Raw genomic sequence first — 12,346 nt, forward strand, 5'->3', positions numbered from 1 at the left:
GTTCAATATGCTCTTGTCTAAAATCGCCTTAGTGTGCATTCACAATAGGGCGACTTTTTTGTTTTGGTAGTGACATAGCCTTAATACTTGAGGCTATAAAGTTACAGCTCAAAGCGCTGAATGTGTAATAACGAGAAGATAAGCACTAGGCTATTGGCGGACACTTACACTTGCATGGAATATTAATATCTTGCCCACTGATTGTTATTGCTGGCTGTTTTTCTTGTCTTAATACAACGTTGTAGTTCACTTCAGGCGGGGTGAATTCATACTCCATATAGCTATTGAGCTTACCGCCTTCAACACGTTCACCATCCCAGCTCACTACTTCCACCGTTATTTCCGCTGCAGTCTGTTCTGACAACACTTCACACAAAACCGTCTGATCGCAGGTGCCTGCGCAAGTAAAGTCGATACTGTTCGCGAATAATGGTGCTGATAATAAACCAGAAATAACCACGGGAAGGGTCAAATAGCGCATGTTAGTACCTTTTGTATATTGATGATGTAAATGTTTGTCTATTTAAGAAACTTATTGTGAATCATTACTTTGCAAAGAATGTAAATAAGTTGAATTCTGAATAACCTCAATGTGGTTTTACGTTACACCAAATGTTATAACGTAACAAGCTTTGACGTATTGCTAATTGTTTGCATTTACGTTCAGCAATAAAAACACAACGCTAAATGGATATTGGGAAAACATGTTTACGATTAAAACATCGGTAGTGTTAGTCGCTGCGGCACTCGCTCCTTTTTCTGCATACGCTCATCAAGGACAAGAATTTGAAGATAAAATGACTGTCTTTGGGACGCAACATGGTTATCAAGCTGACAATGTATCAGCAATGAAAATGGAAATGAGCCCACTTGATACGCCGGGAGCGATCTCCGTTTATGATGAAACGCTTATCGAAGAGCAGGGGGCAACATCGCTTGGTGATGTATTGAAAAATGATGCGAGTATCTCGGCGGGTAACACACGTCGTAATCGTGAGCGTTTTTATATGCGAGGTTTTGAACTAGAGCCAGATCAAAGCTACTTACGTGATGGGCAATTCCACTTAGCTAACTATGCTTTGCCGCTAGAGTTGTACGAGCGTGTTGAAGTACTAAAAGGTCCATCATCGCTGCTTTACGGCAAATCGACTCCAGCTGGAATGATCAACTTAGTAACGAAGCAAGCGCAGAGTGATTTTCATCTGAACTTTAGCCAAGAGCTTGGTGCTTATAACCATACTAAAACAACACTGGATGTTGGTGGGGCATTGAATAGTGATGAAACACTCCGTGCGCGTTTAATTGGCTCAACAGCGAAAAAAGAGAGTTACCGTCGTCATAAAGATGGTTCAGCACTTGAAAGTGAGCGTATGGTAGGTGCTTTGATCTTTGAAGCCGATCTTGGTGACCGCGGTACGGTTCGCCTGAACTACGACCGAACGAAAGATGATGGTCACATTGATATGGGATCAGCCTTTTTCGAGAATGGCGATATTATAGGTAGTAAAAGTCTTGTTTGGGATATGCCTTGGGCAAAGCGTCATAGTACGGTTGAAAATTACGGTGTGAATCTTGATTTTGAACTGTCGCAAGACTGGATGCTAAACACAGGATATAACCGTCAGAATGTTGATCGCCGTACTATTGAAAGTAATTGGGGTAAAATTTACAACGAAGGCTCTGCAAAAGCGAATTATGATCCGATCAGCCAAACATGGGATGTCATGGCGCGTGACACCTTTGATACTTATCGGGTTGATACGGCATATTTGGATTTTAAAGGCCATGTAGATTTGTCTGGCATGGCTCACCAACTCTTGATTGGAGCCAGCTATGTCGATTATAAAAAAACAGATCAGCAGCATAAGAAAGGTTCTATTGGCAAGTTAAGCAAAAACGATAACGTGATCATTAATAAGCCGAGTGATCTTGATTATCGAAAAGGTAGCAAAAAGTCGTTTGAGCGTGAAAGCTTAGGTGTCTACGTGCAAGATTTCGTTGAAATTAATGAACAATGGCATGCTCTGGTTGGGGTGCGGTTTGATCAAGAAAAGACCAAAGATGAAACGCACAATAATGTGTTGCCTAAATTTGCAGTGATTTACCACCCATCTGATGATTCTTCAGTGTATGCAACTTACTCGCAAAGCTTTGAGCCAAAAGATCCCGTTGCTGCTAAATATAAAAATGCAGGCGAAAAGCTGGATGCTGAACGAGGAGAATTGTACGAGTTAGGTGCAAAGAAAACGCTCTTTGAAGGTTTAATGCTGGTATCAGGCGCGTTATTTAATATAGAGAAGAACAACCTTGTTTACGATGATCGAAGCACGAATACCATGCATCAAGATGGTAAGGTTCGTCACCGTGGTATCGAACTAGCAACTGATGGCCAAGTGACAGATAGCCTATCGTTATCATCAAGCTTGATGTGGTTAGATGCCCGTTATCTTGATCATCCACGCTTTGAAGGCAAACGTGCGAAGGATGCACCGAAATTTGCGATGGGCGCTTGGGCAAATTACCAAATTGATGAGAAGAACAACTTTCACCTAGGTGCGCGTTACGAAGGGCAGAAGTACGGTGATCCGTATGAGAAGTTCTCTAAGCCCGCATATACACTTGTTGATCTTGGCTATACCCATCGCATAGCACTTAGTGATGATCTTGATGGTTTAGTACGAGTGAATGTCAATAACCTCTTCAATGAAGAGTATTTACGAGGCGGATGTAACCATAATGCGATGTATGGTGATGAGCGTACTGTAAAAGCAACATTCCAGATTAATTTATAACTATCATGACACAAATATGGCCTGCACAAGTAGGCCATATTTAAAGTTAACAACGACTGACTATAAGTGAATGCCAAGCGTTGGTTTAAAGGGATATCTGGTAATAAACATCTCTTTTCGATTAAATGAATCGCGCCCATAGCGGCCGTAACGCCCAAAGCATGCAGAAAGTGATTGAGGGTGCATATTTCTTCTTGTTGAAGAAGAAGCGAGCTTGAGCTTTTAAAAAAGCAGCGCTCATAAAAGCATCCGCAAGATCGATAGATTCTTGGATATTGGCTGCTTGAAGTGCTTTGAGTGAACTTCCTGCCAAGAACTGGCGAGCTTCTTTATTTATAACCCAATCTTGTGCAATACGGTTTGCTTCTTCCATTAACAGAGCTTGTGGCACAACCTTTTGTACTAACCCTACTGTTAGGGCTTCTTCTGCTGTTGGCTTCCAGCCTTCTTTACCTAACATACGTTGGCAATTCTCCTCACCGAGTAAACGAGGGAAGTGGTAGCTTGAACACCCTTCTGGCGTAATACCTAATGCTGAGAAAGGCGTTGAAAATGTTGCGTTATCAGCTGCCACAATACAGTTTGCTAGGGTAGCGGAGGTAACACTGGCTCCGATTGCTGGGCCATTAATGGCAACAAGTAAAGGCTTTTCACAGTTTAGAAACACTTCAAAAAGTCGTTGGTTATTCTTAACGATCAATTCATGTAATGCCTTAGGTGGCATGACTTTTAATGTGCCCGCTAAATTAACGCCTGCAGAATAGTACTTCCCCACACCTGTGAGAATAATCGCTTTTACATTCTCGTTGGTATTGGCCAGCGAGAAGGCTTCTTTGAGTGACTCCATCATATCCATTGTCCACCCGTTTAGCTTATTAGGGCGGTTCATCGTAATGGTGAGTATATTATTTTCTATACTCGTAAGAAGGTGATTAGCTGCGATATCTGAAAGCGTTAGGGTAGTCACTATGATACTTCCTGTTGAAAAATCACATTAAATAAGACTACGACAGGGTTTTTGTTATCACTAATAATCATGATTATATCGAAGAGAGGATCACATAAAATATCTTATCTTGGTTGGAAGTGTGATTAATATCTATCTCATTAATGTTTATTTTCTGAAGCAGAACAGAAAAAGCCACCTCACTATTCGTAAGGTGGCTTGGTCTATTGATAAGTTATCAGTCAGAAACTTAAGGCTGTTGACGAGTCGCAGCTAGTACGATTTCACGGATACATACGTTTTGTGGTTGGTTGTATGCATAGCTGATAGCATTCGCAATATCTTGTGGTGCCAGAATGCCGCCCATGTCTTGTTTCCAATCTTCGTAGCCCGCTTTGATTTCTTCGCTAGTTGTGTGGCTAAGTAGCTCAGTTTCAACAGCACCCGGTGCAATTGTGATCACGCGTACGTCTTCGCTTGCCACTTCTTCACGAATGTTTTCGCTCATAGCATGTACGGCAAATTTTGTTCCACAGTACGCGGCATGGCTTGGGAATGTTTTACGGCCAGCAACAGAACTGATGTTGATGATAGTGCCGCCTTTACGTGCCTTCATATCGGCAAGTACACAATGAATACCGTTCATTAAGCCTAGAATGTTGACGTTAACCATATTTTGCCATTCTAGTGGACTTTGCTCATGCACTAGACCAAGTAGCATGACGCCAGCATTGTTAATTAAGCAGTCTACTTTGCCAAATTGTGCTTCAGCTTCTTCGATAGCTGCTTTAAAGCTAGCCACATCAGTAACATCAACTTTGCGGCATAGGGTGTCTGGCAGATTCAAAGCTTCTAAGCGTTCAACGCGGCGTGCTAATAATAAAAGAGCGTATCCTTGCTCTGAAAGGTGACGTGCGGTTGCTTCACCAATACCTGAACTTGCACCTGTGATAACAACTAGTGGCTTAGACATAAGATACTCTCTCTAAAAATTATTTTATAACATGAGGTTACGCAACATAAATGGAATAGCTTGCTGCGTTCTGGTGGCTAATATAAGCCTAGGAGATGAAATTGAAAAATATCAATTACTAAGGGTTATGATAAGTAAAAACTATGGATAGATAATTTGAAGCGCGTAACCATAAGTGTTATTTATCATGCAGTGTATTTTTAAGATGAATGAATATTAGGAACTGGGTATGGATTTACGGTTATTGCGTTTTTTTGTTGCCGTGTATGAAGAGCAAAACATCACCGCAGCGGCAAACCGATGCTACGTTTCGCAACCTTCTATTTCAAATGCCGTAAAGCAGCTGGAAGAAGAGCTAGGAGTAACCTTATTTGAGCGCCATAAGAAAGGGGTAACACTGACTGAAGAGTCACATCATCTATATCCTAAAGCCGTACAGTTAATGAACGAGATTCATGCTTTACCTGATCTTTTTACTCAGCGTAAACAAACAACACCGATTAAAATAGCGAACTTTCCAGATTTAAGTCAGACCGAATTGGCTCGGGTAATGGCTAAGTTAAGCGAAAACTGCCCTGAATTACGTTTAGAGTTGGTTGATGCCAACGATCCATATGCTGATTGCGCGATTACGTTAGATATATTGAAGGCTGAAGATGAGATTTTCTTACCGCTTTGGGAAGAGGATTACGTGCTTTGTATGTTACCTGATCACCCTCTGGCACAGCTTGATGAAGTGAAACCGAGTGATTTGCATCAGTATGATTTTATTGAATGCCCACCGTGTGAAGCGCACCAGCAAACCATCAGCTTATTAGCCTGTGATGGTTTGTCATTAAATTTACTCGCTAGGGCTGAACATAAAATGCAAGTGATGCACTTGGTACAAGCAGGAATAGGTATTTCTTTTTTACCAACAGGGGTATTGGAGCAATCGAAGCAGTTGATAACTGTACCTTTGGTTGGGCCTAGAATGTTCCGCCGATTAGGATTGACGTACGCAGCAAGCAAGGCCAATAGCCAAGCATTAAATGCGGTGATAAGAGCATTACGATAAAGGCTATAAATATTTAGAGAATCGCGAGTAACCATTATTGTTTTTTGGGTTTGTCATTTTGATTCTATGGTTTTTTTAGCCAGTAGGATGAATATGTTTAAGAGGATAAAAATGAATAGCCAAAACACACCCGTAGTAATGAGACGTGCTGGGAAAAATAGGTAAGTGTCAGTCTTCCCAAAATAAGAAACGTAATTCAAGGGGAAACCGATAACCTTATGCGGTGTAAAGTATTGATAGAGTTGTGAATAGAGCATCGCAATAGCCATTATGACGTTAGTGGCGACTGTAAAAATTGAAGACATAGAAATCTGTTCGCTCATCAATTTGGTTTTATAGTGTACACACTTATGAGCGATAAACAAAAGCACGCAAATACGTGCTTTTGGCAACTAAATTAGAGGTTTACTTCACCAAAGATAGCATTGGCTGATTTTGAGTACATCTTACGTATCTGATCTAGCCTGATCTTTAGGTATTGGTATTGCGTTTTACATACTAGCCATTCTGATTTATCAGGGTGGGTTTCTGTTGTTATGCATTCACCTTCGATAATGCTTTGATCGCGTAGTTTAAGCGTCACTTGGTAGTGATATAAACAAGCAATTTCAAAACAATCATGTAATGCACAGTCGATAGGTTTATAAGTATGTGACATATTATTTCCTAACGCTGTTATCGCTATGTGTACATCACGAAAGGGTTTCTTATGTGATGACCATGCTATTTCCTGTTTCTAGCTAGGTATAACTAGAAATGACGGTACTAATAGGATAGTCAATAGATAAGGGGTTGTCTCAAAAATGGGAACGAAACGATGACTTAACGGGAGAGTAAGTTAATCAAAAGGCCGTCGAAACGGCCTTTAGTGGGAGGTGTCATTGTTGCTTTCAGTTTAGATAGCAATTGTTTCTGGCTGTAAATATTGCTGCCATGCATCTTGATACAGTTCTTGTGATTCAGAGCGAAGTTGCTTGATTTGTGCAAGTTCAAATTCTGATAATTCACGGTCTTGTTCTAGACCTTTACGCTCAATCTTCTGAATTTTCTCGTATATTTCATGTTCTGCACCATTTTTAATGTCTGAAATACCTTTCAGGTGCAATTGAACTTCTGCAATGATGTTGGTTTCTGGTAACTGCACCAACATTTTTAAATCACGGTAACCAGAAGCTGTAGGCTTTTTAAACCTGTTTTTTACTGCAACAACTGTTACTTCTTTATTCATTAATTCAAACGCTTGCACCAAGCTTGGAATATCGTCGGCAACGATAGAGCCACGGGCTAAGTCGGTAATGCGACTTACGTCACCCTGAAGTTCTGTCGCCACTTTTTGTTGAGCGCGAGCTTTTGATTTAACGCCAGGGATAATCGCCTGAGTTTGAGTGACTAAGCTAATTTCTTTGATTAGCGAGTCAAGTTCAGTTTGAGCATGGATAGCTGCATTGTAAAGCGTACCAAACTCAGAATAAGGTTGAGTGATTGCTGGCTCTTGCCAACTTTCAATGCTGTAAAGACCACTCAGGCTGCGCTGAAACGATTTTTTACTCTGAACCGTTTCTTTGGAAGAAGGCTCGAAGTCTGTGTCAGTAAAATGAGGCAGCGGTGCAGCAACAGAGCCACGGCCAACAACACATAAAAGAACACAACAAGCACGAATAACAGATTTAATATCCATTCAACAACTCCAGTGATAGCTTAGGTGACAGCAGCTAACTGTCACGTAAACAATCTACAACTTACATAAAACGGTGTTTCCAGCATCATCTTCACAATGATGAAGGGTAAAAGGCATAGTATGTTGTTAGGTTGTCTTCTTGTTTGTCTCTTTGTTTACGGTTGCTATCTTAGCAAAGCTAACTGAACTCAAAATGAATATTAGCCGCTCATACAGCATATATATGGGAGATTTGAGCCATTACAAGGGTGATTTAATGGCTTTCTTCGATAAATAAGCAGAAAGTGTGACATGCTCTACAAACTGGAGGTGTTGTGGTTAGATGAAAGCGAGTTCAAGCCATAAGGCGAGTCGTAATAGGGATTACTTCATCACTTCTGGATAAAATCGGTTACACTGCGTATGAAACACTTGTTCATAAGGTAGGGTATTTTGCAGCAAGAATTATTGATTATTTTAGTCGTGATTTGGTTAGGGCTTTCGGTAGGTAGCATGTTGCTTTTTCAGCGCGGAAAAGATGCAGCACGCAAACGTAAGCTATGGCCTAAATACACTATTTTTAGTAACACCGTTTTGGCTGTGTTCATTGTTTACATGCAACCGCCATTGCCGATGATGATTGGCTTGCTGGTTTTTATGGTGCCTTTAACATTGTTGACTATTCGCTCTACCAAGTTTTGCGATGCATGCGGTAACGCGAGCCGTTCTCCTTTTTTTATGAAGCCTCCCGTGTCGTGTAGTCATTGTAAGAAGCCATTACAATAAGTGATGCTACAAATCAGCTGATAGAAAAAGGGGCTCCAGAGCCCCTTTAACGATTATTTAGCTTTACGAGCTTGTTGTTTTAGCTCGAAATCAAACTCATCAGGGAAAATCACAAGCCCTTCTTCATCCTGATTTGGGAAAATAGCAACGGCAAGTTCATCATCTTCAAGGCCGTGGCTCCAACGACTGTGCCACTTATTTAATGAAATAGACTCAGCTTTACAGTGATCCCAGTCACCTGTTGCCCAAGATTCAGCAAATTCTTTATTTGGCCATACTGGCACACAGTCTTCATCTTCACTGTTTAGCATCACACAACCGTGTTCATCGGTTAGGATCCAAATTTCGCGGTTTGCAACGACTTCTTTGATCAGATACTGGTAGCGCTTCTCTGCATCATACTGGTTGATGTTGTCGATTTGAGTTTGATCTAATGGGGTTGCCATGAATATTCCTGATACGGGACAGATAATTGGCTATAGGATAGTGCAATTTCGTACCAGAGTTAAGCGAAACTCGGCATAAGGAAGAAGAGAGGATATGTTGATAGTACGTATTAGCTGAAAGGAGAGAAAGCAGCGCGCCTAAAATGGTGGATAGGCACGCTTGTCTCTATTTTAATGTAATTGGAATACGCAATGATAACTGGAAGTCAGGCGCATCGGCCGTTAACCCTGCGGTTGCACCGATGTTGATAGTCGTATCGCGGCTGATGGCGTAGTTAGCACCGAACGAGAGTGAATCTAATTGCAGTAATTTTGCATTGTCTGGTGTAGCACCATTGATTTTCGACTTCAAAATAGTTTTATGGCTAAGCCCCATACTGAATGAGAACTTGGGATTAACGGCAAAACCCATACCGGCACTAAATGAAATCGTGTCGCCTAAATCAATGGTTTGGGTACCGCTATCTGTATCAACATCGTCTTCTATATTCCAGATATAGCTGGTACTTGCATAAATTACAGCAGGGTCGATCGGTAAGATCATAGTGATCCCAGGCTCTATACTGGCAAACCCTGATCCTGTGGGTAAACTTTCAAATTCATTGGTTTTTGGATCGATGTTGACATCGTAAGGTGATTTCCCCGTTGTACTTTTAAAACGTAGGCTACCAATCCAATAAGGAGCGGTGTTCATGTTAAATTGATACTTAAAAGCTGCTTCAATGTCACCCAAACCACTACCATCAAGATCAATGAGCTCATTATTATTGGCTCCAGTTTGTGCTTTACGCTTTGAAATTGAATCGGCTCGATAAACTAGCGGTATACGTGTCTCTACTTCAAAACGGTTGGTGATACCGTAACGTCCCGTAAAACCAACAGTCAGCGTCGTTCTATCGACATCACTGGCTTCAATTAAGCCAACAATTAATGATGGAAGGACGGTATAGCCTACAACTGACACAGAGTTTGATGAGTTCTGTGTGTACGAAAATGACGTGTCTAAGACAAAAGAACCCCGTGGCGTTAATACACCTGGCTGCTCAAAAATATCAGCAACGGTTTGAACTCTTTTTGGCTTTTCTTCTTTATCGCCGGTTTGATCTGCTGAGGGTTCCTCGGCAAAAACAGCACTAGAACAAAGTGTTAGTAGCGCTACTAAGCTTTTATATTTGAATGTATTCAAAACTTCCTCACTTTAACGCAAATTAATCCCAAAAAGGTCGGAGAGTTATACGTCTTTGACCATAAAAAAAGAGTAGTAGAATGAGACATAACGTCTAATGAGACGTCTCATTTAATGTCTTAATCCTGAGATGCTTATAAGACCCTCTCAGAATTGATAATTTGCTTCGCAATTAATATTAATTAGCTATGTTGGAACTGAGAACTGTCAATTTAAATAAACGTAAAGTTAAGCCACTGTTTATTTAAGGGAAAATAAACTTATTAAAATTAATACAGTTCAAAACTTGGTGATGACTAGATTTAATGTATCTCGCAGAAATATTGCGAGTTAATAGAAAAATAACAAGACAACATATTTGGAGTAATACCATGCGTAAAACAAATCTCGCACTATTAGTAGCAGTACTTGTTAGTTCGCCGTTAGCTCTAGCGGATGGTCACCAAGGTGGATATGACGACAGTGGTAGCGATGGTGGTTATCAAGGTGGTGGTGATTATGATGACGGTTATGGTGGTGGCCCAGTAGCAGCTGGTGATGTCACAAATAAAAATGACGTAGGTAATGAAATTTACACTATCGATAACAGTGGTAATTACGATAAAACAGTAACGTACACTTCTTCGCATGATAAAGATCTTTCGGTGAATGATTCATTTAATTACGACGCACATTATGATGCAAAACATACTGTTGATCATTCTTACACAGTGAAAGATAGCTATAACCAAGACAACGATGCGTTATTAATGCACAACATTGATAACGACCGTAGTCACCGTTATACCGACAACAGCGATAACAGTAAGCACTGGGAAGATAATAGCACTCATGATTACAGCCAAGATTGGCATATCGATATGGATACCAATCACTTTGTATCTAAAGCTGAACTTGATGGTTCTGTGGCACAGAGCTCAGTGAAGTACGGCGGTGGTTGTTGTGACAGTGGTTACGGTGAACGCGGTGGTCGTTATGGCAGTGGTGGTAGCGGCGGTGGTATGAGTGAAGTTATGGTGACGCAATCAAACGAAATGAACAATTCATTTGCTGGCGCATCGGGTATAAACATGGCAGGTCAAAATGCGGGTAATAACTCGTTGGTTCAACAAAGTGCTAGTACCAATGCCATTTTATACTAGTTAACACTTAACTTCGGCCGGTAACAAACAAGCTGAGAGTTGCTGGTAAATAAGAGTAACTCTCAGGAGGATGTTATGAAATATTTAACGCTGATTGCTGCTGTTTTATTATCTAGTGGGGCAGTTGCAGATGAGTTGGATATTCTAACAAGCTCTGACATGATTTCTGATGATTTAATGGGTCAATCTCGTGGGACAAATTACGAGATTCAAATTGATAATATGCAGGCTCATTCAGAGATGGACGGCGATGTTGCAGGTAATAGTGCTTACCATAATACCACAGGTGATAATATTATTGATTCAGGCTCTTTTGCCGATTCGTCTGGGGTTTTTAGTGTAGTGCAAAATACGGGCAATAATGTATTGATTCAAAATGCAACCGTAGTAAACCTGACATTGAAGTAACCTGTTAGTTTATCTATGTGCTGGCATGAAGCTGTGCCAGCCCGTTTACTCAACATTTATTGAGTTGCGCCTTTCGCAGGGACTAACAACATTACTTCGGTCATTTATTAATGACTACAGATAATAAGCTGAAATAACTCAGCGCTTAGATGTGATGTAAATAATAAAAACAATGCACACAACATATTTGGAGTAATATCATGCGTAAAACTAATATCGCACTAGTAGTAGCAGTAGTAATGGCATCTCCATTTGCTTTGGCAGATGAGGATAATACCCAAAATGCAAATAATGTTGATGTATTAGTTCAAGATTCTTTTAATAAAGATGCGACCTATGATTTCGACAAATCTAAATCAGAATACGTGGATGTTGATGGTTCAGGCAATGTAGATGTAGACAAGTCTTACACAGCAGAATATAGCAAATCAAAAGAAATTGATTACAGCGGTAACCAAGATAACGATCTACTTTATATGTCAGATATCGGTAACGACGAGAGTGTTGTAAAAACTGACAATAGTGATAATTCTCAGATGTACTATGACAATAGCCAGTGGGATGCATCAAAAGCAGTAGATATTGATATCGATATCGATCATTACTTGGCTGAAAGCAAGCTAGAAGGTGACGTGATGGGCGCATCTGTAACCTATGGTGGCGCTTGCTGTAGTGAACATGGTGACAAAGGTTACCGTGGTCGTGGTGGTAGCAGTGAAGGTAGTGATTCAGTCGTAAAAGTTGAGCAGATGAACTCAATGAATGACTCCTTCGGTGGTGCATCAGGTATAAGCATCGCTGGTCAAAACGTTGGTAATAATTCATTAGTGCAACAAACAACAAGTACCAATGCAGCGTTGGTTGGCTCACAATAAGATCGAGAAAGGGCCTAGAAGTAGGCCCTTCTTTTCATTATTTCACTGACACAATCGGTGTACTGTAAATCTTGGGTG

At 40.7% G+C, this 12,346-nt stretch carries 13 protein-coding genes; 6 read left to right on the forward strand and 7 right to left on the reverse strand.

Annotated features, from left to right (window positions below; all coding sequences use genetic code 11):
* Positions 1–145: 145 nt before the first annotated feature.
* Positions 146–481, reverse strand: coding sequence for a hypothetical protein (locus L4C35_RS13550; protein WP_428463378.1), 336 nt, complete (start codon positions 479–481; stop codon positions 146–148).
* A 223-nt stretch (positions 482–704) separates the two neighbouring features.
* Here L4C35_RS13550 and L4C35_RS13555 point away from each other — a divergent pair, with 223 nt between their 5' ends.
* Positions 705–2,792, forward strand: a complete 2,088-nt coding sequence (locus L4C35_RS13555) for a TonB-dependent siderophore receptor (protein ID WP_428463379.1) — start codon at positions 705–707, stop codon at positions 2,790–2,792.
* A 121-nt stretch (positions 2,793–2,913) separates the two neighbouring features.
* Here the strand turns inward: L4C35_RS13555 and L4C35_RS13560 are convergent, their stop codons facing one another.
* The gene (locus L4C35_RS13560; protein ID WP_428463380.1) at positions 2,914–3,759 is read right to left on the reverse strand and encodes an enoyl-CoA hydratase/isomerase family protein; all 846 of its coding nucleotides are present in this window, start codon (positions 3,757–3,759) and stop codon (positions 2,914–2,916) included.
* A gap of 229 nt (positions 3,760–3,988) precedes the next feature.
* Positions 3,989–4,711: an SDR family oxidoreductase gene (locus L4C35_RS13565; RefSeq protein ID WP_428463381.1), complete on the reverse strand. Its 723-nt coding sequence runs from the start codon at positions 4,709–4,711 to the stop codon at positions 3,989–3,991.
* A gap of 229 nt (positions 4,712–4,940) precedes the next feature.
* Between L4C35_RS13565 and L4C35_RS13570 the strand changes: the two genes are divergently transcribed.
* Positions 4,941–5,768 carry a LysR family transcriptional regulator gene (locus tag L4C35_RS13570; RefSeq protein ID WP_428463382.1) on the forward strand — a complete coding sequence of 276 codons (828 nt, stop codon included), beginning with the start codon at positions 4,941–4,943 and terminating at the stop codon, positions 5,766–5,768.
* Between the two features lie 397 nt (positions 5,769–6,165).
* Here the strand turns inward: L4C35_RS13570 and L4C35_RS13575 are convergent, their stop codons facing one another.
* Entirely contained in the window at positions 6,166–6,426 is a 261-nt protein-coding gene (locus L4C35_RS13575) for a Rho-binding antiterminator (protein ID WP_048897676.1), read from the reverse strand.
* 237 nt (positions 6,427–6,663) lie between these two features.
* Positions 6,664–7,446, reverse strand: a complete 783-nt coding sequence (locus tag L4C35_RS13580; RefSeq protein ID WP_428463383.1) for a nucleotidyltransferase family protein — start codon at positions 7,444–7,446, stop codon at positions 6,664–6,666.
* A 432-nt stretch (positions 7,447–7,878) separates the two neighbouring features.
* Here L4C35_RS13580 and L4C35_RS13585 point away from each other — a divergent pair, with 432 nt between their 5' ends.
* Entirely contained in the window at positions 7,879–8,211 is a 333-nt protein-coding gene (locus L4C35_RS13585) for a hypothetical protein (RefSeq protein ID WP_428463384.1), read from the forward strand.
* Between the two features lie 53 nt (positions 8,212–8,264).
* Here L4C35_RS13585 and L4C35_RS13590 read toward each other — a convergent pair whose 3' ends face one another.
* Positions 8,265–8,657, reverse strand: coding sequence for a DUF2750 domain-containing protein (locus L4C35_RS13590; RefSeq protein ID WP_428463385.1), 393 nt, complete (start codon positions 8,655–8,657; stop codon positions 8,265–8,267).
* 166 nt (positions 8,658–8,823) lie between these two features.
* Complete coding sequence (locus L4C35_RS13595) at positions 8,824–9,843, reverse strand: transporter (protein ID WP_428463386.1); 1,020 nt, start codon at positions 9,841–9,843, stop codon at positions 8,824–8,826.
* A gap of 371 nt (positions 9,844–10,214) precedes the next feature.
* Here L4C35_RS13595 and L4C35_RS13600 point away from each other — a divergent pair, with 371 nt between their 5' ends.
* The 3 genes from L4C35_RS13600 to L4C35_RS13610 all read left to right on the forward strand — a co-directional run bounded on the left by L4C35_RS13600 (position 10,215) and on the right by L4C35_RS13610 (position 12,268).
* Complete coding sequence (locus tag L4C35_RS13600) at positions 10,215–10,985, forward strand: hypothetical protein (RefSeq protein WP_428463387.1); 771 nt, start codon at positions 10,215–10,217, stop codon at positions 10,983–10,985.
* A 75-nt stretch (positions 10,986–11,060) separates the two neighbouring features.
* Positions 11,061–11,393 carry a hypothetical protein gene (locus L4C35_RS13605; protein WP_048897681.1) on the forward strand — a complete coding sequence of 111 codons (333 nt, stop codon included), beginning with the start codon at positions 11,061–11,063 and terminating at the stop codon, positions 11,391–11,393.
* 200 nt (positions 11,394–11,593) lie between these two features.
* Entirely contained in the window at positions 11,594–12,268 is a 675-nt protein-coding gene (locus L4C35_RS13610) for a hypothetical protein (RefSeq protein WP_428463388.1), read from the forward strand.
* Positions 12,269–12,346: the final 78 nt, after the last annotated feature.

It is taken from the genome of Photobacterium kagoshimensis (genome assembly GCF_050337045.1).
Lineage (GTDB): Bacteria > Pseudomonadota > Gammaproteobacteria > Enterobacterales > Vibrionaceae > Photobacterium > Photobacterium kagoshimensis.